Below are 25,673 nucleotides of genomic sequence, written 5' to 3'. Positions count from 1 at the left end.
GTCACGTGGCGCCGTCGGCGGAGCCGGGCGGCGTGACGACGGCGGCGAACTGACGGTCGAGAAGCGCGGTGGGCAGGAACCGGGACACGAGGCCCGCGGCGGTGGCGTCGCGGCCGACAGGGTAGTGCCGCCGGGGACGGCGGCTGGTCAGTGCTCGCAGCACGGCCCTGGTGAAGTCCAGCGACGTGGTCTTGCTGGCACGGGCCGTCTCGGCGTTGGAGTCCAGAAAACGCAGGAACGGTTCACGGTGGTAGGGGTCTCCGGCGGATACGGCCCGGTGGCCGTCGGCGGTGACCTTGTCCCAGATGGGGGTGACGATCGCGCCGGGCCGTACCACGCAGACGGCGATGCCAAGGGGCGCCAGCTCGCGGCGGAGCACATCGCTGAAGCCCTCCTTGGCGAACTGCGACGCGACGTAGGCGCCAAGGAAGGGGACGGCGACCCGGCCGAGCCCGGAGGTCACGTTGACGATGCGGCCGCCGCCGTTCCGCAGCGACGGCAGAAACGCGCGCGTGACGGTGAGCGTTCCGACGACGTTGGTGTCGAGCTGCCGGCGCAACTGGCCGGGTTCGAGCCAGGCCAGAGGCGAGGGGACGCATATCCCGGCGTTGTTGACCAGACCCCACAGCCCGGAGCCGGTCAGCCGGCCGGTGACGGTGCGGGCCGCGTCCGCGACGCAGTCCTCGTCGGTCACGTCGATGGTCACCGGAATGAGGACGCCGGTGGCGGTACGGCGCAGCCGCTCGCCGTCGGCCTGTTTGCGTACACCCGCGAACACCTGGAACCCGGCGCGGGCGAGGAACAACGCGCAGGCCTCGCCGAGTCCCGACGACGCACCCGTGATCAGTACGGCGCGGCCCGCGCCGAGGTTCGGCCGGGCGCTCACCGGGTCTCCCGCCTCGCGGCGTCCGGCGGCGCCGATGGCGATCGCTTTCTCCGTGTCACCGTGCCTGTCCTCCCGTTCACACTCCCGGCGCCGAGCTCGGTGGGCGCCGGTGGAACCGTCATGTGTTTTTCCGTCTCACGGGTCCGACACTGCATCGCGCCGTACACGGCGTCCAGAGCGCGGTTAGTCTGGTATTCGGGATACCACGATGAGAATGCGAAAGACGATGGCCGGCGAGGGCGCCATCATTTACCAGCTGAATTCAGGAAACGCGCCCCGGTGTCAATGTCGAGGATTTGACCGGGCTCGGCTTTTCCGTCCGGGCAAGGCCGCAGGTGACAGCCAGGGCCGGTGACGGCCCACCCGGCCGTCGACACGCCGGAACCGTGCTGGTAACGGTACTACCAGGATATGCGCCTTCTGGATTCGCCACCCTGCCTCCCGCATGGTTGGCCGCATGATGAGTAGTGCGCTGGACTGCGTGGAGCCGGCCGGGTTGCCCCTCGCCTTCGCCCGGGCGGTGAGCCGTGACCTACACGATCGGGTGGCCCACGCGATCGTCACCGGGCTCAACCTTCTGGAGCTGAGTGAGCACTACCGCCGGACCGGGGCGCCGGAGCTGGCACAGGATCGCAGGGAGCGGGCGGAGCAGGTGCTGCGGCAGACCCTCGGCGTCACGAGGGAGCTGTCCGCCCGGCTCCGCACGGCCTGCGAGGAGGACGAGAAGGTCTGGTGTCCCGACGCCGAAGCCGAGCCGCCGGACGCGCGGTGCGAGGAGGTCTTCCTGATCGTCCGCGAGGCCCTCGACAACGCCATGACCCACGCGGGGGCCGAGCACGTCACCGTCCACCTGTCGACCGAGCTCGGCCAGCTGGTCGCCTCGGTACGGGACGACGGCGGCGGCTTCCCGGCGGAACGCGCCGGGTCGCCGACGAGCCTCGGGCTGCAGTCCATGCGGGAGCGGGCCATGCTGCTCGGCGGCACCTTCCTGGTGGCCTCCCACGAGGGCGCCGGCACACAGGTCCTCCTCACGGTGCCGCTGCGCTGAGACCACGTCTCACCCAGCGGGCACCAGGGCGAACGCGCGTCCCGGCGCACCGGTTCCCCCCTCCAGCCGCAGCGGCACGAAGCAGAACCACGCGCCGCGTGCCGGAAGGTCACCCAGCCCGGTCAGGCTCTCGACGAAGACCATGCCCGAGGAGAGTCCACACACGTGTACCGCCGCGCCGTCGTGGGCCGCGCCGATCGATGGCGCGTCAATCCCCACGCACCGCACACCGCGGTCGAGCAGCGTCTCGATCGCGGACACGTCCGGCGCGGGCCATCCCGGACTCTTCCGCGTGACGACCACGTCGTACAGGTATCCGTCGCCGTCCGCGCCGCGCAGGTACCTGCGGTCCCAGCCCGTCCGGAGGAGGACGACCTGCGCCGGCTCCAGGCGGCCGTGCGCACGCTCCCACGCGGTGATCACCTCGGACCCGAACAGCGTGCTCACCCCGCCCTCCGCGGCGAGGGGGAGGCCGGACACGTCGATGACCGCGGCGGCCCCCATGAGCTGTTCCAGCGGCACTCTCTCCGCCGAGATCTCCCCGGCCGGCCCCGCATGAGGCAGCCCCGACCCGGGAGGTGGCACGAAATGGCTCGGCGCGTCGAAGTGCGTGCCCGTGTGCTCGTCGATGGCCATCCACCGGGTCGTATACGGGCCACCCCGGTTGTAGACCGAACCCGAGGAGTTGGGACGGTCGGCGAACCAGGTCCAGGTCTTGTGCTGGAACGGCTGGTGGGTCGACCAGTAGCAGGGCAGGTCCTCGGCGATCGTGAGCGACAGGTCGACGGCACGGTGACCGGGGAGGGGAAGCGCCAACGCGAGCGGTACGGCGGGGGCGTTCACGAGGCCACTCGCCGCAGATCCGTCGTACGGCCGTCGTGGATCTCGATGCAGACCGCGCCCAGCGTGATCGGCCCGTCACCCGGCGCCGGCAGATCGCCTGAGAACGGGTTGCCGGTCGTCCGCAGACCCGCGACCATGACCTCCGGGGCGAACCCCTGCACGCCGCCCGCCGGGCCGGTCATACCGACCTCGGTCACGAATCCCGTACCGCCCGGCAGCAGGTGCAGAGCGGTGGTCGCCTCGTGCGAGTGGGTACCGATCACGGCACTCGCCTCGCCGTCCACCGCATGGGCGAAGATCTGCTTCTCCAGCACGTGGTCGCCGTGGTAGTCGACGATGACCGTGCCTATCCGCTCGGCCGCCAGCCATCCCTCGTAGGCCGGGCGAAAGCCCGCCGCGACCTTCTTGACGGACTTCATCGCGCAGTGGTCGGCAAGGTTGATCACCGTGATCTTCTCGCCGGCCGCGTCGAGCGTGAGGACGCCGCGTCCCGGCACGTCCGGGGCCAGGTTGGCGGGGCGTAGAACCTGTTCGAGGGCGAGTAGCCCGGTCGACTCGTCGCTGTCCCAGGAGTGGTTGCCACCGGTGATGACGTCAACACCCGCGAGCAGCAGCTGGTCGATCTGCTTGGCGGCCATGCCGAGCCCGTTGGGTGCGCAGTTCTCCGCATTGGCTATCACGAGATCGGCGTCGTATTCGCGACGCAGGTCGCTCAGGCGTTCGGCGATGTGGGCCGTCGCGCGGTCTCCCACGATGTCACCGAAGAAAAGGATACGCATGTATTGAAGTGTCCTTGGGCGCCCGGTCGTCCGCATCACCAAAGAGTCGTATCCGCGAGTGGGCCGATCGGGTCATCGCGCTCGTTCGCGAGCATTCCCGAAGCCAGGGCCTTGTTCACCGCGTTCATGCGCGAGTCCACCTCCAATTTCAGATAGATGTTCGTCAGATGACGTTTGACCGTGCCCTCGGAGATGTGCAGCCGGGCCGCGATCTGTGAATTGCGAAATCCTGCGGCGACCAGCTCCAGCACCTCCAGCTCGCGTGCGCTGAGCGGTCCCAGGGTGGGCTCGTCGAGCCGTTTCATGGTCTCGCTGGAGATCGACAGCATCACGTGGTCCCGGTTGTCGCGGATCGACCTGATCGCCGTCAATAGTTCCTGCCGGGTCGCGCCTTTGGAGATGTACGCGCGCGCCCCCAGCGTCATCAGCCTGTTCACCAGCCGCGCGTCGTCGTGCATGGTCAGGATCGCCACCTGGGGCGCCGGGTGGATCCGCAGGAGCCGGCGGAGGGTCTCGGCGGCGTCCGTGCCGGGCATCTCGATGTCCAGGAGTACGACGTCCGGAAAGGTCTGGCCGACGAGGGAGACGGCGTCCGCGCCGTTGTCCACCTGCCCGATCACCAGCAAATCCGGTTCGTTATTACATATTTCGGCTATTCCCTCACGGAACAGTCGGTGGTCGTCGACGATCACGATGCGATGTCTGTCCACCTGATAATGCCTTTCCGGGAGAACGCGACGAAGGCTGCGGGGCGTCGTGTGTCAGTCTTTCACAGTGACTTGACAATCGCGTTTGTCATTTGTGTGGTCGTCGCGTCACCGCCGAGGTCGGGTGTGCGCGTTCCGGCCGCGAGGGCGTTCTGGACGGCCGCCTCGACGGCGTTCGCGACCTCGGCCATCCGCAGGCCGAACCGGAGCATGAGCGCGACGGAGAGGATCATGCCAACCGGATTGGCGACACCCTTGCCGGCGATGTCGGGCGCGGAGCCGTGCACCGGCTCGAACAGGCCGCCTCCCGCGCCGAGACCTGTCAGGGACGCGCTGGCCAGGCACCCCAGCGACCCGATGATCGCGGCCGTCTCGTCGCTGAGGATGTCGCCGAACATGTTCTCGGTGAGGATCACGTCGAACCGCCCGGGGTCGGTGACGAGCAGCATCGCCGCGGTGTCCACGAGCAGGTGATCGAGGACGACGTCACCGAAGTCGCGGTCGGCGACCTCTTGCACCACCTCCCGCCACAGCCGCGACGTCGTCAGCACGTTGGCCTTGTCCACCGACGTCACCCTCGGCGGACGCCCCGGCCTGGCACGCTCCCTGGCGAGCTCGAACGCCGTCCTCGCCACCCGCTCGATCTCATCCGCCGAGTAGACGCACGTGTCGAAGACGGCACGCCGCGCCGGACCGTCTCCGGCGGGCCGGGGTACCCCCTCGCCGGGCATGTCGCGCACGTCCCCTCGGGGCCCGTAATATATGCCGCCGGTCAGCTCGCGCACCACGACCAGGTCCACGTCCGCTGCCCGGTCGGTTCGCAGCGCGCTCAGGTGGGTGATTCCCGGCATCGTGCGTACCGGCCGCAGGTTCGCGTACACCCCGAGCCCGGAACGCAGGTCGAGTACCCCCTGCTCGGGTCTGGGGGCGTCGTGCGGCGCCCCGGCGCCCGCGCTCCCGGCCGCCCCGGCACCGGCTCCCACGGCACCGGCTCCCACGGCACCGGCTCCCACGGCACCGAGGAGGACCGCGTCGGCCTCCGCGCAGGCGGCGAGGGTCCGGTCCGCCAGGGGGACGCCGTACGCGCGGATCGCGTCGGCCCCGATCGGGTGCTCGGCCAGGTCGAACGTGCCAACGGCGGCGAGCACCTCGGTGGCGGCGGCCATTACCTCGGGGCCTATGCCGTCGCCGGGCAGCAGCACGATCCTGGGGACACCGGCCCTCCTCACAGCTCCTCCGGAGAGCCGAGGCGGCCGAGGATCGCACTGGCGGCGGCGACCGGGGGAGAGACCAGATGCGTACGGGCGCCCGCCCCCTGCCTGCCCTCGAAGTTCCGGTTCGAGGTGGACGCCGAGCGTTGCATGGGGCCGAGCCGGTCGGGGTTCACCCCGATGCACATGGAGCAACCGGCCGCGCGCCACTCGGCTCCGGCGGCGGTGAACACCTTGTCCAAGCCCTCGGCCTCGGCCTGGTGGCGCACGGCCGTGGACCCGGGAACAATCAGCATCCGGACCCCGGCCTTGATCGGCCGACCGCGCAGCACATCGGCCACCGCGCGCAGATCCTCGATCCGGCCGTTGGTGCAGGAGCCGACGAACACGACGTCGATCGGGATGCTCCGGAACGGGGTCCCGGGCGTCAGCCCCATGTAGACCAGTGCCGACTCGGCCGCGGCCCGCTCACCCGGATCGCGGAAGGAGGCGGGGTCGGGCACCGCGCCGTCGAGCTGCCCGCCCTGGGCAGGGTTCGTGCCCCAGGTGATGTACGGGCGCAGTGCCGTCACGTCGATGTCGACCTCCCGGTCGAAGGAGGCGTCGTCGTCGGTGCGGAGTGACCACCAGTGGGCTGTGGCCTCCTCCCACGCGTCGCCGCGCGGCGCGAACGGCCTGTCGCGAAGGTAGGCGAAGGTGGTCTCGTCGGGAGCGACGAGACCGGCGCGTGCCCCGGCCTCGATCGACATGTTGCAGATCGTCATCCGCCCGGCCATCGACAGCGCCCGTACCGCTTCGCCGCGGTACTCGATCACGTGTCCCTGACCTCCGCCCGTGCCGATCTGAGCGATGACCGCCAGTATCAGGTCCTTGGCGGTCACCCCCGCCGGTAGAGAGCCCGTGACGTTCACCGCCATCGTCCGGAACGCGGGCAGCCGCAGTGTCTGGGTGGCCAGCACGTGCTCGACCTCGCTGGTGCCGATGCCGAACGCCAGTGCCCCGAGGGCGCCGTGCGTGCTGGAGTGGCTGTCGCCGCACACGATCGTCATGCCGGGCTGGCTGAGCCCGAGCTGCGGACCGATGACGTGGACGATTCCTTGGTCGTCGTGGCCCAGACCGTACATCTCGATGCCGAACTCGGCGGTGTTGTCGCGCAGGGCGCGCAGCTGGGCGCGGGAGACCGGGTCAGTGACGGTCAGCCGGTCGGCGAGGCCGGTGGGGACGTTGTGGTCCTGTGTCGCGACCGTCAAGTCCGGTCTGCGCACCCGGCGTCCGGCCGCCCGCAGTCCGTCGAACGCCTGAGGGCTGGTCATCTCGTGCATCAGGTGAAGGTCGATGTAAATCAGGTCAGGCAATCCTGTGACCTGGTCGACCACGTGCGACTGCCATATCTTCTCAGCGAGTGTCTGACCCATGCCGTCAGACTACGTTCGCGGTTTCGGCACCGCAGTTGGCTGATGTCCCATTGTCGCCTACCACCAAGGCGCCAGAGGGATGTGACCATCGTGGGATGCGGGCCCGAAGTCCCTGTGATGACACTCAAACGGTGACATACATCCCGCACAGTCAGCGACCGAGTGGCATGCCGATCCACAAGTACCGGCATTACCAGCCGTTCACTCTGCCGGACCGGACCTGGCCGGACCGGGTCGCCGAGCGAGCACCGCTGTGGTGCAGCGTCGATCTGCGAGATGGGAACCAGGCACTCATCGACCCGATGGATCAGGATCGCCGCTGGGCGATGTACAACCTCCTGGTCCGGCTCGGGTTCAAGGAGATCGAGGTGGGGTTCCCCCTGGCCAGCCGCGCCGACTGGGACTTCACCCGGGCGGTGATCGAACAGGACGCGATCCCCGACGACCTCACGATCCAGGTGATGAGCCCGATCAAGGACGGGATGATCGAGGAGACGGTGCGGTCGATCGTCGGCGCGCCCCGGGTGGTGCTGCAGGTCTTCAACCCCACCTCGACGACCCAGCGGCGCGTCGTCTTCGGGATGACCCGCGACGAGGTCAAGGCCGTCGCGCTGCGTGGGGCCGAGACCGCGCTCAAACTGCGCGACTCGTTGCCGGGCACGGAGATCTACCTCCAGTACGGTACGGAGTCGTTCACTCAGACCGAGCCCGAGTTCGCGCTGGAGGTTTGCAACGCGGTCCTGGAACTGTGGCGGCCCGAGCCGAGGGAACAGGTGCGGATCGTCCTGCCGTCCACGGTCGAGTGCTATCCGGCCAACGAGTTCGCCGACCGGATCGAGTGGATGAGCCGTAACCTGGCCTACCGGGAATCGATCATCCTCTCCCTGCACACCCACAACGACCGGGGGGCGGGTGTGGTCACCACCGAGCTCGCGCTGCTCGCCGGGGCGGACCGGATCGAGGGCACCCTCTTCGGCAACGGTGAGCGTGCCGGGAACGTCTGCCTCGTCACCCTGGCGATGAACCTGTTCTCCCAGGGGATCGACCCCCAGCTCGACCTCTCCGACATCGACGAGGTCCGCCGGGTCGTCGAGTACTGCAACCGGCTTCCCGTCTCCCCCCGGCACCCGTGGGTCGGTGACTTCGTCTACACCTCGTTCGCCGGCTCGCACCAGGACGCCATCAGCAAGGGGCTGCGCGCGATGGCCGACGACGGCGCGACCGTGTGGGACGTGCCCTACCTCCCGGTCGACCCGCACGACGTGGGCCGGGGCTACCAGGCGCTGATCCGTATCAACCAGCAGTCGGGGAAGGGGGGCATCGCGTATCTGATGCGCACCGAATACGGCTTCGACCTGCCGAGGCGACTGCAGATCGAGTTCGCCGGAATCGTCCAGGCGGTTGCCGAGAACGGCGGGGAGGTCACTCCGGAGACAATGCTCCGCTGGTTCGAGGGGGAGTACCTGCACGACGCCGACCACGAGCCCGCCGACCAGTCCGGCGGCGCGGAGACCGCGCTGGCCGAGCTGCTGCGGCCGTACGGGATCGAAGGCGCGCTACGCGGCCTGCACCTCCAGCCGCTGGGCGAGGCCGGCGGCGGCGGTGAGGCGGACCCCGGCCGGTGGGTGGCCTACGTGGAGGCGGCGGCCGGTACGGCGGTGCGCTGGGGGGTCGGCGTCGGCGCGTCCCGGGAGGAGAGCACCGGCCGTGCCCTGCGCTCCGCCGTGAGGCGCCTGGCCTCGAGGGGCGTCCGATGAGCACCGCCAACCCCGGGATCTCCGCGCACACGGGCAGGGCGGTGCCGCTGCGCCGCCGGGACGTCGACACCGACCAGATCATCCCCGCCGAGTTCTGCAAGCGGCTCGGCCGGACGGGCTACGAGGACACGTTGTTCCACCGCTGGCGGCGGGAACCCGGGTTCGTGCTCGGTCAGGCGGTGTACACCGGCGCGAGCGTGCTGGTCGCGGGGGCGGACTTCGGCATCGGGTCGTCACGGGAGCATGCCGTGTGGGCGCTACGCGACTACGGGTTCGCGGCACTGGTCGCGCCGAGCTTCGGGGATATCTTCCGCGCCAACGCCACCCGGAACGGCGTCATCACGGCCAAGGTGGGGGAGGCGTTCGTCGAGCGGCTCTGGGAGACGGTGGAGGCGGACCCCGCCACCGAGATCACCGTCGACCTGGCCGACCGTGTGCTGCGGTGCGGTGGCCTGACGGAACCGTTCGAGATCGACGAGTTCAGCCGGCAGCAACTGATCAGCGGGTTCGACGACATCGAGGTCACGTCGCGCAGCGCCGCCGCCATCGACGCCTACGAGGCGAGACGGCCGGGCTGGCTGCCTCGGGTGGTGGCACGGTGAGGCTGCGCAGCCAGGCCCTGTACGCCGGACGCGATCGCGCGCCGGCCCGTGCCGCGCTGCGTGCGATCGGGCTGACCGCCGAGGACCTGGCACGGCCCATCGTCGGCGTCGTGCACTCCTGGATCGGGACGATGCCCTGTAACTTCACCCACCGCACACTCGCCCAGGACGTCATGGGCGGCGTGCGTGAGGCGGGCGGTACCCCGATGGAGGTCAACACGATCGCCGTCTCGGATGTCGTGACCATGGGCAGCGAGGGCATGCGGACATCCCTCGTGAGCCGCGAGGTGATCGCCGACTCGATCGAGCTGGTCGCCCGAGGTCACATGTTCGACGCCCTGGTGACGATAGTCGGCTGCGACAAGACCATCCCGGCCGCTGCGATGGCGCACGCCCGTCTGGACATCCCGGGCGTCGTCCTCTACTCCGGCCCGACCATGCCGGGCCGGTTCGAAGGCGCGGCGGTGACGGTCGCCGACGTCTTCGAGGCCGTCGGCGCGAACGCCGCGGGAGCCATGAGCGATGAGGCGCTGCGGCGGCTGGAGGCGGTCGCGTGCCCGGGGGCGGGTGCCTGCGGCGGCCAGTACACCGCCAACACGATGGCCATGGCCATGGAGTTCCTCGGGTTGTCGCCGTTGGGCTCGGGCAGCGTGCCCGCCCTCGACCCGCGGAGACGGGAGGTCGGGGCCGAGGCCGGACGGCTGGCCCTGGCGGCCCTGGAACACGACCTGACCCCGCGTCGCATCGCCACCAGGACCGCCTTCGAGAACGCGATCACCGTTGGGGCCGCCACCGCGGGCTCCACGAATCTGATCCTCCATCTGCTCGCCATCGCCCACGAACTGGACGTGCCGCTGGACCTCGCCGACTTCGACGCGATCAGCGCGAGAACGCCCGTGATCACCAATCTCAAACCGCACGGTACGTGCACCGCCGTCGACCTCGACCGGGCGGGCGGCACCCCGCTCGTTGCGCGGCGGCTGGTCGAGGCGGGTCTGGTCGACGGGGAGGCGCTGACCGTCACCGGGCGGACGCTGTGGGAGGAGTCCGACGGAGCGGTCGAGACCGAGGGCCAGCGGGTCGTCACCGATGTGAAGAACGCGACGGGACCGGCCGGGACGCTGATGGTTCTCAGGGGCAACCTCGCGCCGGGGGGCTGCGTGGTAAAGGTTCCCGCCCGGGGCCGCCCCGTCCACACCGGCCCCGTCCGTGTTTTCGAGAGGGAGGAGGCCGCCATGGCCGCGGTACAGGCCGGACAGATCGTGCCGGGAGAGGTGGTCGTCATCCGTAACGAGGGGCCGAGGGGTGGGCCGGGTATGCGGGAGATGCTGGGAGTGACGGCGGCCCTGGTCGGCCGGGGGCTGCTGGAGGAGGTGGTCCTGCTCACCGACGGCCGGTTCTCCGGCGCGACGCGCGGCCTGATGGTGGGGCATGTGAGCCCGGAGGCCGCGGACGGAGGCCCGATTGCGGCCCTGCGGGACGGCGACATCGTCACGGTCGACCTGCCCGGACGTCAGGTGCGGGTCGAGCTCACCACCGAGCGGATCCAGGCCCGGCTGGCAGAGTGGACCCCCCCGTCGCCCCTCTACCCCACCGGCGTCATGGCGAAATACCGCGCGCTGGTCGGCTCCGCCGAACACGGTGCCGTCACCTGGACGGGTGCGCTGTGAACGGGAGGCTCGCGGGCAGGTCATGCGTGATCACAGGGGCGGCCAGCGGAATCGGCCGGGCCACCGCGGAGCTGTTCGCCCGCGAGGGCGCCCGGCTCGTGATCACCGACGTGGACGCCGCCGCGCTGGACAGGTGCCGTGCCCGGCTCCTCGACGACACCGCCGGAGTGGAGGTCGGCGCCGTCGTGGGTGACGTCTCGATCCCGAACGACGCGTGCCGCATGATCGATGCGGCCGTCGACCTCTATGGACGGATCGACGTGCTGGTGGCGAACGCCGGCGTGATCCCGCTGCTCGACATCACCCAGGCGACCGCCGAGGACTGGGATCACGTGATGGCCGTCGACGGCCGCGGCATGTTCCTCACCTGTAAGTACGCCATCGAGGCCATGCTCCCGGCCGGACACGGGTCGATCGTCTGCCTGTCGTCCATCTCCGGGATGGCGGGGCAGCGGGGTCAGGCCACGTACGGGCCCGCCAAGTTCGTCGCCTCCGGTCTGACCCGGCACCTCGCCGTCGAGTGGGCGGGGTCCGGCATCCGGGTCAACGCCGTCGCGCCGGGCACGATCGGGACGGAACGTGTGCGTCGCCTGCCCGACGAGCCGGGTGGAGCCGAATATCTGGCCGAGATCGAGCGGCTGCATCCGATGGGCCGTATCGGCGAGCCGTGCGAGGTGGCCGAAGCCATCTGTTTCCTCGCCTCCGACGCCGCGTCGTTCATCACGGGAGCCATCCTCCCCGTCGACGGCGGCTATCTGGCGCAGTGAACGAGTAAGGGACCAGGTCTGGACACCTCATCGCCCACGTTCCGGCGGCCGTGATATCGATGGTTCCACAAGGAGTCGAACACGAGGAGTAGATCATGGCGGTGGATCCCCGGGGAGCCGACCTCAAACGCCTGCTCGCCGAAGACCAGGGCGGTCCGGTGGTCATGCTCAACCTGCTCCGGTTCGCCCCCGGCGGCCGTCCCTCCTACGCGCGGTACACGCAGCGGCTGCGGGATCGTTTCCTCCGTCGCTACGGCGCGGAGGTCCTGTACGTCGGGCAGGGATCGACCGCACTCGTCGCAGAGGACGGACAGGCATGGGACGCCGTCCTGCTGGTGCGCTATCCCAGCGCCGAGGCCTTCAGCCGTATGGTCGCCGACTCCGAATACCAGGAGATCACCTCCCTGCGCACCGACGCGCTGAGCGAGGCGGTCCTGCAGGCGACGATCCCCTGGGAGATCCCCGACGCTTGAGTGATGGCCGCCGGGTGACGCGAACGCGGCGGTCCGCGTGACTCACGGACCGGTATGCCGTCGGGGGAGGAGCGCATGCGAAAGGCCGTCGAGCGTGCCCTCGACGGAGAGACGATCGACGGCCTTTCACGGGACGCCTGAGTGCCCTGGATGTGCCCTGCCGGGTTAACTGTCAGTGTTTTTCCCAGGTCAGAAGCTTGATGGCTCAGACGTCGTAGGTGTGACATAGGTAGCTTTCCAACCTGGCGATTCCTTGATCGTTGATAGTGCTGTTCCGGCTCTGTTCCGGCTCCTCCCGGTGGAGCGCCGTGCCGATCGCCTTTCGAGCCGGGCCGTCGCTGCCCAGCATCAGGTGTGTGTAGGCAGGCGTGGCCCACCTGGAGGATCCCCGCGATCGGCTCACCGTGGAAGCGCCGATTCATCGTGGGACGGGATCTGCCAGAGCTTGGAAAGCGGCGGCCTGGCTGGTGGTCACCGCTGCCAGGAGGTCGGACATCAGGTGTGTGGGTATCGCGCCGCGCCCGAGCCCCGAGGACTGCACGACCGCGGACAGCGCCCGATCCTGGGCATCGGACAGTCGTATCCCGTCCTTGCCCCTGGTGTGCTTGAGCACTTCTCTCGCGGCGTACCCGTCACCGGCTTCAATCACTTCCGTGGCCACATGGACGAGGATGCGACCGGCCGCATCCGGGTCGGCCGTGGTGGCCAGGGTGACCACGGTCAGTCCAAGCCGGGCACGGAAGTCCGCATACCCCGGTGTCGGCTCGGACCCGAGGAAGTGCCCGACCATCGCGGTGATGTCCCGGCCGGCCGAATTCGGGGCCGCGCACATCACCCGCAAGCAGGAGGCGACCTGCTGCTCCCACGGGTGCACCGGTGTGCTCTCCTCCAACAGCGCGCGCGCCACCCGCGGATCGCCGCGCAGGAGGCGGGCGACGATCGCAGCCTGCCTGCCCTCCATGAGGTGCACGCCGATTCCCTGGTGTGCTTCGGCGAGTGTGACCGCCTTGTCCCAGCGGCCGGCGAGAGCCAGGGCACGGATCCCGTCCCCCAGGTATTGCAGCCAGACCCACTCGCGGAGCTTGTGGTGCTCCTGCCGGGTGCCGATCGGGTCGGCCGACGGCAGCGTGTGTCCCTCGACGACCAGATCAGTGTTCGCGGTGACGGCCTGGTACATCGCCTCCAGCAGTCGCAGGGCCTGAGCGCCACTGTCGGCGCGGATCTGGAGCCGGGCGAGGTTCGTGACGGGTTCGAGCATGTACCTGGCCTGCCGCACGGTGAGCCGGAGCCCTGCCGCGCGGTAGAGGTTGATGTGCTGCCAGCACAGGTCGCGAGCCAGGTCTGCCCGGCCGCAGTCGCTGGCCAGCAGTGCGGCTTTGTTCAGGGCGTGCGCCCCTTCGACCATGCCGTCCGCGCCTTGTTGTCCGGCCGCGGCCGCGATCTCGATGATCTCCTTGACCCGTTCGGGAAGTGATGGGCAGGCGGGCCGGGGGCGGCCCAGGAGCGGGAAGCGGCGCGCGGCGGCGTTCAGCGTCGCGATATCCATGATCAACTCCGGGGCAGGGTGGCGGTGCGTGCCGCGTGGGCGAGGATGCCTTGAGTGGTGGCCGGCAGGTCGAGCCGGTTCCAGTGGAAGACCACCACGTGGGTGAGGGCGGCGCGTACCCCGCGGTGAAGGCGGCCCTGGCTCGCCGCTTCACCGAGTCGACGGCCGGCGATCTGGTGCGCGGCGAGCCAGGGTGCGGCGAACGCGACCGGCCCGCCGACCTCGAACAGGGCATTGGCGGCTGGTGCGGGTAGGGCCAGCAGGGTGCGCAGGCTGTCGGCCAGCTGCTCGACGCGTACGTCGTCGGCATCGGGTGCGGGGCGTAGCCGGGCCACCCGGTCGAAAACGTCGCCGAGCTCGAACCAGTCCAGCCCTGCCTCGCGGCACAGGGCATTGATCAACAGGACGGACAGTTCTCGGCGGCCGAGGCTCGGTGCGCTCTGGCGGGCGTAGTCCAGCACGCCGCGGCTGTCAGCGCCGAACAGGTCGTGGACCACGTCCATCCCGGTCGGCCCGCCGAAGGCCGCGATCTCCGGCTCGTACACGGTCGGCCACCAGCGGGTGAGCAGCCCGGCCATGAGCAGCTCGTCGAGCATCTGGTCCACTGCCGCGCTGTCGGCGTCGCGTAGCCGCAGCCTCCAGCAGGGGTATTTGCGCAAGAACCACCACCCGGTGGTGGCTCCGCCGGCCTGGAGCTCGTCCAGGCGCGGCCCGAGATGCGTGGCGCCGATGGTCTCGGCGGCACTCCAGTCGGGGAACTGGACGCGCAGCTGGTACCACCCCCGCTCGGCTCGCCGCTCCAGTGCGGCGAGCCCCGCGGCCCGGTAGACCTGCAGAGCGTCGTCGAGGTCGTCGGGGTCCACGCCGCTGGTCGCCCCAGTGGCGTCAAGGTCTGCGCCCGCGAGGATCGCGAGCACGGCGGCCGCGAGGTGGTACGGCGGGGTCGTGGTCAGGTGATCAGCAGGCATGCGTCCCATCCCGAGCGGGGCGGCGTGGTGCACCGCGTGGTTTCCAACGCCAGATCGACCCCGGCGTCTCCGGTCAGCAGCCCGGCCTGCCCGCCTGTAGCGGCGGCGGCGTGCCGGGTGAGTGCGGTGGCCACCGCAGGCAGACGTTGGCTGATCGCGGGGTCCGCCGTGTCGGCGGCGGCCCGATAAGCGGTCTGATACACCCCGGCCATGCCGTGGCACAGTCCCGCGTCGGTGATGCGGTGCAGTTGCCGGGCCGACAACGCCGCGACGATGGTCTTCTCCGCGGCCGCGCGCCGAGTGGAGCCGCCGGTGGCGATGGCCGCGAGCTGCTGGGCGCGGCCGATCCCTAACGCGCCGTAGCACCAGGACGGCCGCCCGGGAATCTCCTGGGTGGGGCGTCCGGTCCGTAGATCTTCCCGGGTGACCCATTCGGGCCACCACGGCCCGTCCGCTGAGTCCTGCTGCCATCCGTCAAACCAGGAGAGCAGGCGCTCGATCGCTTCTTTCTGCCCCTCGACGGCGCACCCGTGGGAGGTGGCGAGCGCGAGCAGGGCAAGCAGCCCGGCCGCGCCGTGCGCCATTCCCAGGTTGCCGTGCCCGCCAGGGGTCGGCCGGATCGGGTCCGGGTCGTGGCCCGCCCACCAGCCCGGCAGCTCACGCCCGTCCTCGTGGCGCGGTTGCACAAGTCGGACGATGTAGCGCAGCACGTCGCCGAGGGTGTCGCTGCCCGGAGCCCGGCGCAGCAGTAGCGCGCCGATCCCGGCCAGCCCTCGAAACAGGTCGTATTCGTCGAACGCCGCTGCCCGCCCGTGCTCCATGCGGTCGGCGGCCTCGGCCAGGCGCCGACGGGTCACGCGCAGCACGTGCTCGTCGAGGGTGTCGGCCGCCGCCCGGTAGGCGGGGTGGCCGCCCGTGGCGGCGGCGTGCAGCACGAAGGCGACGGCCGGCGCCCCGTAGTACAGGCCGGTGTGCGCTCCCGCGTCGACCGGGCCGGCCGCGACCTGCCGGACGCGGGTGTGGGCCTCGCTCCACTGGCCGGAACCGGTCAGGGCGCGCTCGATGTGCAGGAGCGCGACCCCGGCCGCCCCGTCGGCAAGTCCCTGGGGGGCCGCTTCCTCGGCGGTGAGGGTCACCGGGCCGGAGCTCACAGGGCACCGGCCAAGGCCAGGCGGCGCAGTGCGGCGGCGCGGGCCAGACGACCGGTGGCCTTCTCAAATTCCGGGTCTACGCCGAGGGCGCGCATGTGATGTTCATGCAGCAGGGTGCGCAGCACAGTGCCCGCATCACGCTGGGAGGACAAAGCATGGTGGTAGGCGGCCAGCGCCTCACCCCGCACCTGCCATGCGGCGGCCACCGCGTCGCCACCGGGCAGAACCCGCACGGCCTGGAAGTCTTCGGTGGGGTCGGCCAGGCGCAGGGCATGGTCACGCACCGACGACTCCACCGGTCCGGTCTGCTGTTTCAGACAGCCGACCAGCGCCCGGTACCCAGAACTCGGATCGCAGGAGAACGCGGCGCTCAGATGCGCCATGGACGCGGCGGCCAAGGCCTGGGCGGGAATCCCCGCGGCGTCGACCATCCTGATCTGGGCGATGGCCGCCGCCGTGTCCGCGGCGAACACCCGTTCGGCCGCGGTGAGGGCCGGGCCGTGCCCGTAGCGGGCGGGATGCTGCAGATGGGAAATCAGGCTGAGGTGGGCGGGCAGACCGCGCGCCTGCAGGCCGGTGGCGAAGGCGGCCAGACGAGCCGCGACCGGCCCGTACTCCTGGGGGGAGGTGAGCCGCACGATCACGGCCAGGTGCTGGTCGGTGTCGAGCCGGATCATGTCGCGGTAGCGGCGCACCCACCAGTCCTCCACCAGGTCGCCGAGCTCACCGGCGAAGGCGGGCAGGTGTCTGGCCAAGATCTCGTCGAACCGCGCGGGGTTGCCCACGATCTGCGCGTGCACCACCGCGGAATCCCCGGGACGAAGGACAGCGCCCGGCGCCGCGGTCACGGGGAGCCGACGCGGCGGCGGATTGAGCGCGGTCATCGGGATCAGGAGTTCTGCTGGCCGTCCTGCGATCCAGCCTCGGCCGTCCGGGCGGTCCTCTTGTACTTCGACCCGCCCGGATCGCTCCAGCCGCGCCCGGAGCAGGGCGCGGTCCAGCCGTTGTTCGAGGTCGAGCGGCAGGCGCATCTGACCGTCGCACAGCACCACCCGCGCCGGTATGTGCCGCCGCTGCCGCCAGGCGCTCACGGCCGCATCCCACGCTGTCCCGGCCGGGATGGCCGAGACACCGGTGGAGGTGACGATCCAGCGGGCAGCCGACAACACGGTGCGCCGGTAGCGGATACGGGGAACGTAGGGCAGGGTGCGGGCAGCAGCCCCGAGATCGAACGGCCCGAAGATCGCGGTGCGCGCGTCGGCGACCTCGGCGATGAACCGCGCCAGCGGCGGAGTATGGACGCTGGCGTCCAGCGCGTGCGGGATCCGGGGGATCACGCGCCGCCCGGTGGAGCGCTGCACCAGATACATCTGCTCGGCGTCGACGGTCACCGCCAGGTCGTCGACGCCGATCACCGCCCCGTCAGGGTGCTCGGACAACGACACGACGTCGGGCAGGAGGCGTGGGACGCGCACCACGTTCGCGGTGTGTGCGCGACGAGGCGGAAAGGACAGCTGCATCGCTACCGCGTCCTGGTCACCGGCCGCATAGGAGGCGGCCAGGAGCGCCCGGTCGGTGTCGCCGAGCAGAGGGGCGAATCGTCCGGCCATGCTCGTGTAGGCGCGGGGTGCGGCGGTGATCTGCAGCTCGAACGTTCCGGCGTCGATCGCCGCGGTGGAGGCGGCGTGCACCGTGACGCCGAGCTCGATGCGCTGCGGCGGCACGATGTCGGTGTGCTCGCCCACGGTCAGCGCCTCGATGTCGGCTCCGGTCAGTGCGATGTCGGTGCCGTCCCGGGCGGCCTGCTGGATCAACGCCAGCAGGACGGCGTCGCGTTCGGTCAGCATCCGCCAGGAGGGCCGGGCGCGTGGCGCGCCGAGGTAGCCGCCGGGGTAGCCGAGCCCGGAGTCGGCGACCAGCTCTCGCACCGGCACCAGGGTTCCGGGACCGTAGCGGGTACGGAAACGGGCGTGGTAGTCGAGCCAGGCCGCCGTGCCGAAGGGGGCGGTGGTCAGGCGCAGCAGGACACTTGCGGCGCGGGTGGCCTCCTCCAGCACCCGTTCGGGCACGGTGATCTGCCCGTCCAGCGCTACGTCAACAGCCAGCACAGGCCCGATACCAGGGGTGAGCCTGGTCATCTGCGCGGCGGCCGATGCCGGGATCCCCGCGCTCTGCGGGCTGGCGGTGGTGGGGTGGGCCAGATGTTCGCTGAGCGCCTCCAGCTGGTCCAGCACCGCCGCGGTGTCGGGCAGGTCCTCGGCCCCGGCGGCGCGCAGCGCACCGATCACGTGAGCCAGGGGGTCGGCGGCCGTCGGCGGCGGGCACAGACTCGTGATCAGGATGTGCTGGTCGACCAGGCTGTGCAGCAGGCCGCGAATCTGCTCCGGTGAAGCCGTCGAGAAAGAACCGGCCAGGGCCTCGGCCAGGGCGTCGAACCGTATCGGCGAGGCGGCCGCGCTCAGCGCGGCCTGCAGGGGCCGGGTGAGGGGTATGACGATCTCTCGCATCGGCCCAGGGGTTCGGGCGCCCACCCGCGCCCGCTCGGCCACGATGAAGCTGCCATCGCGCACGATTCCGCCGCTGTCGGCCACCAGCGTCAGGTGCGGGCGCAACCCTGGATGCGATTCGAGCTGGTCGACCAGCATCTGCAGCCATTCGGCATCGACATGGGCCAGCGCGCGGTGCCCGGCGCCGATCTTCGCCGCCGCGGGCCCGATGGCGGCGGCGGTGACCCCAGCGAACATCCCGAACGGTGTGGGCCGCCGCTGCCAGCGCAGCAGGTAGGAGGCTGTGCTCATGATGGCGCGGCGCAGATCCTTGATGGGGGCCGGTCTGGTGCCGGGGGTGAGGAACTGGTCGATGCGCGTGGCCAGGGTTGGGCTGGCCACCTGCAGTGCCTCGCGTACGTCGTCTCGGGACCAGATCATCGCCAGCCACGTGCGGCCTTCGGCTTGGACCGCGGCCGGGTCGCTGGCGTCCAGATGCGCCGGCACCACCAGGTCGCCGGGGTCTGTCGTGGCGCGCACCAGCACCAGGCCGGTGTGTCGGTAACGCGTGGGTACGGTCATCCCGCCTCCTTCGGCCGGTCATGAACCGCGCCACCGGCGCCCGAACCGCGGGCGCCGGTGGCAGAAGGGGTCAGGACGGGTCGTTGGAGCTGGTGGCGCACGCCGAGCCGCTGCAAGTGCTGCCGCACCCGTCGCCGGTGCTGCACGCCATGACCGCGAGCGGCGTGGTGGCTTCCACCACGCGCATGTCCAGCACGAACTCGTCATCGGACAGGGGCAGGGTCTCGTCGAGGGTCGGGGCCTCGGGGATCAGCAAGGACATCGGACACGCTCCTTAACTAGAGGGCTGGGTGTGGTGCATCCTGATCCGCGAGTCGCTCAACTCATCGCAGGCCAGGAGATCGTGACCAGACCGTGGGCCTTGGCAAGAACCGCCGCACGATCGGGTATCTGAGGGGCGGTGCCGGTCGGCCAGAAGGCGATCGTGGGAGCCGGGCCGCTCCGGGCGCTGTGGTCCCACGCCTGGATCTGCTCGACCATCGCGGTCGCGGCCTCCTGGCCGTGCGATCCGTAGGCGCGCGCCCCGAACTCGAATCCGGCACCCTCGGCGGCCGGGCGTATCGCCAGGTAGGCGAATGAGTCACCCCGCACGACTCCGAAGGGGAACCAGGTACCGCGCTCCCCGGCCAGGTCCGTTCCCTGCTCGGCGGCGACCCTGCAGAATCCGGGCAGAAAGGACACGAACCACAGGTGCAGGTCGGCGAACGACACCCCGTTCGCGATCGTGATGCCGGACCACACGTCGGTGCGCCCGGTCGCCAGAACATCGTTGAGCAGACCCGGGTTCTCTGGTGCCCCATTGTCGAACTGCAGATCGATGTGGTGGCCATGGGCATCGGGGAGCCGGAATATCTGGTCGATGTGCTCCCCTTCGCCCTGCATCGCAACAAATCCGCATACTTCGGCGGAGTCGCTCACCAGGTGATCGGCCTCGCGGTGGAACGCGATCGAGCGGGTGACGCCGTTCATGCGCAGTGGCACGACGAGCACGCCGTCCCCGGCCAGCTGGTCCAGCCAGGCCGGCGGGATGTCCCAGGCGCCGACCGTCACGATGATCGCGTCGAACAGTCCCAGGTCGGGCACACCGTGCTCGGCGTCGGCCAGGATGACCCTGACCCGGTTGCCGTACCCGGTGGCCTTCAGGGCGGCGGAGGCCCGGTCGGTCACGTCCTGGTCGATGTCCACGCTGACCACGCGCCCGCCGGGGCCGACGATCTCGGCCAGGAGCGCGGCGTTGTAGCCGCCGCTGCCGTACTCAAGCACGTTCATGCCTGGCTGGATCCCAGCCTGTTCGATCATCCGCGCCTGGAGGAACGGTGCGCTGGTCGAGGAGATCAGCACACCACGCTCGTCCTTCTTGATCGCCACCGACTCATCGGCGTTGTAGGTAGCCTCCATCGGGGTGCCGTCCGGGACGAACGCGTGTCGGGGCACCACGCGGAACGCGGCCTCAACCTGGGCTGCTGTGATATGCCCGGCGGAGATGAGCTCATCGGCGAGCTTGTCGCGCAGCTCGGCGGCACGGTCAGCAGTCGCATTTGTCAAAGTAATTCCTCTCTGGAGGTACGGAGTCGATCACTGGGGAAGCTCGATGGAGGCGCTGGCTTTCGCCACGGACGGCGATAGACGGGGGTGGGGGCGGGCCGGCGCGGTGCCGTCCGGGTGTGCGGGGCTGCCTGGCCACGAGATCACCTGCTCGGCGATCTCCTCCTGCCGGGCGGCTGCGGCCTTCAGGTCGTCGAAGGTGTCGGCGTCCAGGTCGGGTTTGGCTCCAGCGAGCAACGCCTCCTGGGGGAACGCCCTTTCGCGGAAGGCCCAGAAGCGGCCCCGGTCACTACGGATCAGTCGCCAGCCCGGAATCATGTGACTCGCGGACCCGGGCATCATGGCTCTACGCTTCTTCACAGGTCAGGACCTCGATTCCTGATCAAGGCCCCGGAACTCCCCCCGGTGTTCGTCGCGCCGGGGGCCGGGGCCGCCTTTTGTAGTGAGAGCGCCGGTAGAAGCAGCCCTTGGGGATAGCGTTGTCGGCACCACTAGTCAGGGTCTAGGAGTGGACTGTCCGCAGGGTGTCCGCGAGTCTGCGGACACCACCGTGCGGACACGGCAAGGAGCACCGCGTGGGCATTGAAACGTTCGGTGAGGCGCTTCGACGTCTACGTGCCGGAATGTCACTCCGCGAGCTGGCTCGTATAGCCCACTGCAGCAAGAGCTACATCGCCGATCTCGAAAGCGGACGACGGTCACCGACCATGACGGTCGCCACGGCACTTGACAAGGTTCTCAGGGCGAACGGTCAACTCGTAACCCTGGCTGACCGCAGACAGCGCGCCGTTGTCTGGCCGGCGGCAAGCATGGAGGCACTACCACCTGCCGGGGAGGTCATGACGGATCCTCGTCGCTACATGGGTGGGTCCGTGGTGAAGGAGCTACGCCTCCGGCTCGACGCAAGCAAGGCGGAGGATGGCACTCTCGGATCATCAGCGGCTCTGCCTGGAGTGCGGGCCGTGATCACGGTCGTGCAGCACTGCGTCCGCGAAGTTCGCCCTCAGATTCGGCGGCAACTGCTGACGGTGGGAGCGGAGGCCGCGGAATTCATCGGCTGGCTGTACCGCGATCTACGGGATCTGCCCACGGCAACGTACTGGTACGACCGGGCGGTCGAGTGGGCGCAGGAAGCCGACGACAGCCCCATGCAAGGCTACGTGTTGCTACGCAAATCCCAACTCGCCTATGACCGGCAGGACGCCTTGAAGGTGCTGACGCTGGCGGAAGCGGCGCAGCACAGCAGCACGCGGCTCCCGATCGGGGTGCGAGCAGAAGTGCTACAGCAGCAGGCGTTGGGACTGGCCATGATGGGGGAGCCGGTGCGCGAGGTCGAGATGAAGCTCGACGAAGCGCGCGGATTGCTGCCCGCCGTATCGGAGGAGCCGGGGACACTGGGCAGTTCCTTCACGGAGCACGTGCTGTTGCTGCGCAGCAGCGCGTGCTTCACCGAGGCGGGCAAGCCCGCCAGGGCGGCCGAGATCCTTGAGTCGATCATCGCCGGCGGCAGCCTGTCATATCGCGACGTCGGCTACTTCCAGGCCCGTCACGCGGCCGGTCTGGCTCTGATCGGCGAACCCGATCAGGCGGCCACCCTGGGGCTCGCAGCGGGGCGCGTTGCGCGGGCCACTCGTTCGTGGCGGACGATCACGGTCTTGGGCGACGTGGTGGAGTCGATGGACCGCTGGCGGCGTCGGCCGCAGGTGCGCGCCCTGCGAGACTTCTTAGCTGATCGTCCTGTCGCGTAGGCGTCCGTCCCGCAGCCACTCGGCGACCGTTCGGATCACCGCGGTCTGCCATGCCTGGCTTTGGGGGTTGTGATACTGCGGGTCATCGTGGACGGCGAAGGTGTGCTGTGAGCCTTCGACCTCGACCAGGTCGCACGGGGCGGTGAACCGGGGCACGGCCGCTCGGGAGGACTCGATCGGCACGAGAGTGTCCTTGGTGCCATGCACGATCAGGGTCGGGGCCTTGATGGAACCGAGGATGGTGTGCGGCTGCAGCCAGAAGACCTCGTTGAGGAGTGGTCGGCCGTGGCGCAGAGTGGGGGTGAAGGTGATGGATCCCTGCTCGGTGAGCTGGCGGGCGACGTCTTCATCCAGGTAGTCGTCGTGCCAGTAGGGGCGGCTGTCGATGGTGCGCTTCTTGTAGTCGAGCTGGGGGTTGAGCAGTACCAGCCGGGACACTTCGTCGGGCCGGTGAGCGGCGTAGTATCCGCAGATGCCGCCGCCGAAGCTCGTGCCGAGCAGGCTGAGTCTGGGGGCCTCGGTCGTCTCGCGGAGCTGCCGCAGCGCGGCACGGATGTCGTTGAGGATGGTCGAGAGGGTCAGTTCTTCTTGTCTGCCTTCACTCTCGCCGTGGCCGCGCAGGTCGAAGCGGAGCGATGCCAAGCCGTGGTCGGCCAGTCCGTGGGCCATCCGGGTGAAGAAGCCGCTTTCGTGACGCGTCACCCCGCCGCCGTGGACCAGGACGACGGCGTGTTCTGGCGGTCCATCTGGTGTGACGAGCGTTCCGGCGAGCTGTTGGCCATCGAGAGTCCGGAAGGTGATCTCATGCTCTGTCGAAGTCACCTTTAGCAGCATAGGCACGGCCCTGGACCGGTGGAAGCATTCGCGATGGTCCGGAGAAGGGGGCGCAGTTCAAGGCGAGATGAGCGGCAGGCGTCGGTCTGCGACGTGGCCCACGCTGCAGCAGGGCATCGTCGACCCGCCGAGCGAGATCAACACTCCCCAACAGCGCAGAACGGCCCGGCACCGATTTACGGTGCCGGGCCGTTCTGTTCCGGGTCTGTTCCGGCCGACGTTGCTCGGCAAGGACAAGCAACGACAAGCTTTTCCCAGCTCAGCGCCCATTTCCGGGAAGATCGCCGAGGCCGGAAAACCGGGCTGTTAGACGTCGTAGTAAAGCTCGAACTCGTGGGGGTGGGGGCGGAGGCGGATCGGGTCGATCTCGTTCTCGCGCTTGTAGGCGATCCAGGTCTCGATCAGGTCCGGCGTGAACACGCCGCCCTCCAACAGGTACTCGTGGTCGGCCTCCAGGGCCGCGAGCACGTCCGACAGCGAGCCCGGGACCTGCGGGATGTTGCGGGCCTCCTCCGGGGGAAGCTCGTAGAGGTCCTTGTCGACCGGCTCGACCGGCTCGATCTTGTTGCGGATGCCGTCGATGCCCGCCATGAGCTGGGCGGCGAAGGCGAAGTACGGGTTGCAGGAGGGGTCGGGGACCCGGAACTCGATGCGCTTGGCCTTCGGGTTGGAGCCCGTGATCGGGATGCGGATGCACGCCGAGCGGTTGCGCTGGGAGTAGACCAGGTTGACCGGGGCCTCGTAGCCGGGCACCAGGCGGTGGTAGGAGTTGACCGTCGGGTTGGTGAACGCCAGCAGCGACGGGGCGTGCTTGAGCAGGCCGCCGATGTAGTAGCGGGCGGTGTCGGACAGGCCCGCGTAGCCGACCTCGTCGTAGAAGAGCGGCTCGCCGTCCTTCCAGAGCGACTGGTGGCAGTGCATGCCGGAGCCGTTGTCACCGAAGATCGGCTTGGGCATGAAGGTGACCGTGTGGCCGTGCTCCAGGGCCGTGCTCTTGACGATGTACTTGTACAGCATCAGGGTGTCGGCGGCCTTGAGCAGCGTGTTGAACCGGAAGTCGATCTCCGCCTGACCGGCCGTGCCCACCTCGTGGTGCTGCATCTCGACGTCGATCCCGGCGTCGATGAGCTTGCGGACCATCTCCGAGCGCAGGTCGGTGAAGTGGTCCATCGGCGGGACCGGGAAGTAGCCGCCCTTGAAGCGCGGCTTGTAACCGAGGTTGCCGCCGTCCTGGGCCTTGCCGCTGTTCCAGGCGCCCTCGATCGAGTCGATGTGGTAGTAGCTCGAATGGGCGTTGGTCTCGAACCGCACGTCGTCGAAGATGTAGAACTCGGCCTCTGGGCCGAAGTAGACCGTGTCGGCGATCCCGGTGCCCTTGAGATACTCCTCCGCCTTGCGAGCGACGTTGCGCGGGTCGCGGCTGTAGGCCTCACCCGTCAGCGGGTCGTGCACGAAGAAGTTGATGTTGAGCGTCTTGTGCTGCCTGAACGGGTCGAGCACCGCCGTGGACGGGTCGGGCAGCAGCAGCATGTCCGACTCGTGGATGGCCTGGAACCCGCGGATCGACGATCCGTCGAACATCAGGCCGTCGGTGAAGACGCCGGCGCCGAAGTTCTCCGAGGGGAACGTGAAATGGTGCGTCGTCCCCGGCAGGTCGGTGAACCTGACGTCAACGAACTGCACCCCTTCGTCCTTGATGAACTTCAGGACGTCGTCAGCGGAGTTGAACACGCGAACCTCCCATGGGACGGGCTAACAGCCCGAAAGTATGCCTGTGCCGTTACCGTCCCGTGTCTCGTTTGTTTCACCCGTGTTAAGCGAAAGTCGCCTCCACGCTAGTCCTCAAGTCCGCTTCGGGCGGGTATGGAGGGCTCTTCTTTTGCTGGAGCTTCACGTCCGCGACTGCTGGAGCTTCACGTCCGCGACGTCATGCGGGAGCGGTCCTTCTCCGAGGGGGAGAAGAGATCCACGGGACCCGTGGGACATGTGAGGCCCGTGGCCGGTCCGGGTGGATGCGGGGGCGGCGTCCGGGGCGGCTACCGTTGGGGGCATGAGCAGCAAGCAGCCGCGTTGGACCCAGACCTGGCTCGGCGGCGTCAGGTCGGCCGGAGTCGATCTCGGCTACCCGGGGGAGCGGCTCGGGCTGCCCGCCGAGGGCAGCGGCTCGGTGGCCGGGTTCGGCCGCAGGATCGGCGCCATCGTGATCGACTGGCTGATCTGCACCTGGGCCATCACCCAGGGGCTCCTGCGGATCGACCCCGTCGAGGCGCCCTGGGTGCCGGTCCTGATCCTGGCCGCCGAATACCTCCTGCTGGTGGGCACCATGGGGATGACCTTCGGGATGCGCCTGCTCGGCGTCCGGGTCGCCGCGCTCGGCGGCGGCGCCCCAGGGTTCGTCTCCGTGCTGGTACGGACCTTCCTGCTCTGCCTGGCCGTGCCCGCCCTCGTCTGGGACCGCGACCAGCGCGGCCTGCACGACCGCGCGGCGAACACCGTGGTCGTGCGTCTCTGAGCCGGTCCCCCGCCCGGCTTCCCGGCCTTCCCTTTCAGGCGTCCGTCCCGCGCCCGTGATCGCGCCCGCGCCGAATTCCGCGGTGCCGATTCCTTTTCCGCCCGGTGGCCGTCATACCGTGGGCGCCCGCGCAGGGCGGGACG

The 25,673-nt window shown here is 69.7% G+C and carries 23 protein-coding genes; 8 read left to right on the top strand and 15 right to left on the bottom strand.

Going from position 1 to position 25,673, the window contains the following annotated elements; genetic code table 11:
- Position 1 precedes the first annotated feature (1 nt).
- The gene (locus ABD817_RS08260) at positions 2-886 is read right to left on the bottom strand and encodes an SDR family oxidoreductase (protein ID WP_344916679.1); all 885 of its coding nucleotides are present in this window, start codon (positions 884-886) and stop codon (positions 2-4) included.
- Positions 887-1,343: 457 nt separating this feature from the next.
- Here ABD817_RS08260 and ABD817_RS08255 point away from each other — a divergent pair, with 457 nt between their 5' ends.
- Positions 1,344-1,934: a sensor histidine kinase gene (locus ABD817_RS08255; protein ID WP_344916677.1), complete on the top strand. Its 591-nt coding sequence runs from the start codon at positions 1,344-1,346 to the stop codon at positions 1,932-1,934.
- Between the two features lie 9 nt (positions 1,935-1,943).
- On the opposite strand, the gene ABD817_RS08250 is transcribed toward ABD817_RS08255, so the two are convergent.
- The 5 genes from ABD817_RS08250 to leuC all read right to left on the bottom strand — a co-directional run bounded on the left by ABD817_RS08250 (position 1,944) and on the right by leuC (position 6,889).
- Complete coding sequence (locus ABD817_RS08250) at positions 1,944-2,777, bottom strand: cyclase family protein (protein WP_344916675.1); 834 nt, start codon at positions 2,775-2,777, stop codon at positions 1,944-1,946.
- Positions 2,774-3,556 (bottom strand): YmdB family metallophosphoesterase, encoded by a 783-nt coding sequence (locus tag ABD817_RS08245; protein ID WP_344916673.1) that lies wholly within the window; start codon positions 3,554-3,556, stop codon positions 2,774-2,776. Before ABD817_RS08245 ends, ABD817_RS08250 begins: the two co-directional genes overlap by 4 nt.
- Before the next feature lie 35 nt (positions 3,557-3,591).
- Entirely contained in the window at positions 3,592-4,248 is a 657-nt protein-coding gene (locus tag ABD817_RS08240) for a response regulator (RefSeq protein WP_344916671.1), read from the bottom strand.
- A 77-nt stretch (positions 4,249-4,325) separates the two neighbouring features.
- Positions 4,326-5,492: a 3-isopropylmalate dehydrogenase gene (gene leuB / locus ABD817_RS08235; RefSeq protein ID WP_344916669.1), complete on the bottom strand. Its 1,167-nt coding sequence runs from the start codon at positions 5,490-5,492 to the stop codon at positions 4,326-4,328.
- The gene (leuC, locus tag ABD817_RS08230; RefSeq protein WP_344916667.1) at positions 5,489-6,889 is read right to left on the bottom strand and encodes a 3-isopropylmalate dehydratase large subunit; all 1,401 of its coding nucleotides are present in this window, start codon (positions 6,887-6,889) and stop codon (positions 5,489-5,491) included. The genes leuB and leuC overlap by 4 nt, the downstream gene beginning before the upstream one ends.
- Before the next feature lie 167 nt (positions 6,890-7,056).
- Here leuC and ABD817_RS08225 point away from each other — a divergent pair, with 167 nt between their 5' ends.
- The 5 genes from ABD817_RS08225 (at position 7,057) to ABD817_RS08205 (ending at position 12,158) form a co-directional block, all read left to right on the top strand.
- Positions 7,057-8,646, top strand: a complete 1,590-nt coding sequence (locus tag ABD817_RS08225; protein ID WP_344916665.1) for a 2-isopropylmalate synthase — start codon at positions 7,057-7,059, stop codon at positions 8,644-8,646.
- The gene (gene leuD, locus ABD817_RS08220; protein ID WP_344916663.1) at positions 8,643-9,248 is read left to right on the top strand and encodes a 3-isopropylmalate dehydratase small subunit; all 606 of its coding nucleotides are present in this window, start codon (positions 8,643-8,645) and stop codon (positions 9,246-9,248) included. The genes ABD817_RS08225 and leuD overlap by 4 nt, the downstream gene beginning before the upstream one ends.
- Complete coding sequence (locus ABD817_RS08215) at positions 9,245-10,918, top strand: dihydroxy-acid dehydratase (protein ID WP_344916661.1); 1,674 nt, start codon at positions 9,245-9,247, stop codon at positions 10,916-10,918. The genes leuD and ABD817_RS08215 overlap by 4 nt, the downstream gene beginning before the upstream one ends.
- Positions 10,813-11,685, top strand: coding sequence for an SDR family NAD(P)-dependent oxidoreductase (locus tag ABD817_RS08210; RefSeq protein WP_344916659.1), 873 nt, complete (start codon positions 10,813-10,815; stop codon positions 11,683-11,685). Before ABD817_RS08215 ends, ABD817_RS08210 begins: the two co-directional genes overlap by 106 nt.
- Positions 11,686-11,780: 95 nt before the next feature.
- A complete protein-coding gene (locus tag ABD817_RS08205) occupies positions 11,781-12,158 on the top strand; it encodes a DUF1330 domain-containing protein (protein WP_344916658.1) in 378 nt (125 codons plus the stop codon).
- Between the two features lie 418 nt (positions 12,159-12,576).
- Here the strand turns inward: ABD817_RS08205 and ABD817_RS08200 are convergent, their stop codons facing one another.
- The 7 genes from ABD817_RS08200 to ABD817_RS08170 all read right to left on the bottom strand — a co-directional run bounded on the left by ABD817_RS08200 (position 12,577) and on the right by ABD817_RS08170 (position 20,796).
- Positions 12,577-13,704: a hypothetical protein gene (locus ABD817_RS08200; protein WP_344916657.1), complete on the bottom strand. Its 1,128-nt coding sequence runs from the start codon at positions 13,702-13,704 to the stop codon at positions 12,577-12,579.
- Between the two features lie 2 nt (positions 13,705-13,706).
- Positions 13,707-14,672 (bottom strand): thiopeptide-type bacteriocin biosynthesis protein, encoded by a 966-nt coding sequence (locus tag ABD817_RS08195; protein WP_344916655.1) that lies wholly within the window; start codon positions 14,670-14,672, stop codon positions 13,707-13,709.
- Entirely contained in the window at positions 14,654-15,808 is a 1,155-nt protein-coding gene (locus ABD817_RS08190; RefSeq protein ID WP_344916653.1) for a lanthionine synthetase C family protein, read from the bottom strand. Before ABD817_RS08190 ends, ABD817_RS08195 begins: the two co-directional genes overlap by 19 nt.
- An 11-nt stretch (positions 15,809-15,819) precedes the next feature.
- Positions 15,820-18,891, bottom strand: coding sequence for a lantibiotic dehydratase (locus tag ABD817_RS08185; RefSeq protein ID WP_344916651.1), 3,072 nt, complete (start codon positions 18,889-18,891; stop codon positions 15,820-15,822).
- Positions 18,892-18,961: 70 nt separating this feature from the next.
- The gene (locus tag ABD817_RS08180; RefSeq protein WP_344916650.1) at positions 18,962-19,153 is read right to left on the bottom strand and encodes an FxLD family lanthipeptide; all 192 of its coding nucleotides are present in this window, start codon (positions 19,151-19,153) and stop codon (positions 18,962-18,964) included.
- Between the two features lie 56 nt (positions 19,154-19,209).
- Entirely contained in the window at positions 19,210-20,436 is a 1,227-nt protein-coding gene (fxlM, locus tag ABD817_RS08175; protein ID WP_344916648.1) for a methyltransferase, FxLD system, read from the bottom strand.
- Positions 20,437-20,466: 30 nt separating this feature from the next.
- A complete protein-coding gene (locus ABD817_RS08170; RefSeq protein WP_344916646.1) occupies positions 20,467-20,796 on the bottom strand; it encodes a hypothetical protein in 330 nt (109 codons plus the stop codon).
- Between the two features lie 215 nt (positions 20,797-21,011).
- On the opposite strand from ABD817_RS08170, the gene ABD817_RS08165 reads away from it, so the two are divergent.
- Positions 21,012-22,184: a helix-turn-helix domain-containing protein gene (locus ABD817_RS08165; RefSeq protein WP_344916644.1), complete on the top strand. Its 1,173-nt coding sequence runs from the start codon at positions 21,012-21,014 to the stop codon at positions 22,182-22,184.
- Here the strand turns inward: ABD817_RS08165 and ABD817_RS08160 are convergent.
- A complete protein-coding gene (locus tag ABD817_RS08160; RefSeq protein WP_344916642.1) occupies positions 22,161-23,018 on the bottom strand; it encodes an alpha/beta hydrolase in 858 nt (285 codons plus the stop codon). The genes ABD817_RS08165 and ABD817_RS08160 overlap by 24 nt on opposite strands.
- A 306-nt stretch (positions 23,019-23,324) precedes the next feature.
- On the bottom strand, positions 23,325-24,749 hold the full coding sequence (gene glnA, locus ABD817_RS08155; protein WP_344916640.1) for a type I glutamate--ammonia ligase: 1,425 nt from the start codon (positions 24,747-24,749) through the stop codon (positions 23,325-23,327).
- 319 nt (positions 24,750-25,068) lie between these two features.
- On the opposite strand from glnA, the gene ABD817_RS08150 reads away from it, so the two are divergent.
- Positions 25,069-25,530, top strand: a complete 462-nt coding sequence (locus ABD817_RS08150; RefSeq protein ID WP_344916637.1) for an RDD family protein — start codon at positions 25,069-25,071, stop codon at positions 25,528-25,530.
- Positions 25,531-25,673: the final 143 nt, after the last annotated feature.

The sequence above is a fragment of the Streptosporangium oxazolinicum genome (assembly GCF_039537505.1).
GTDB classification, from domain to species: domain Bacteria; phylum Actinomycetota; class Actinomycetes; order Streptosporangiales; family Streptosporangiaceae; genus Streptosporangium; species Streptosporangium oxazolinicum.
This window is presented reverse-complemented; position numbering and strand designations above follow the sequence as displayed.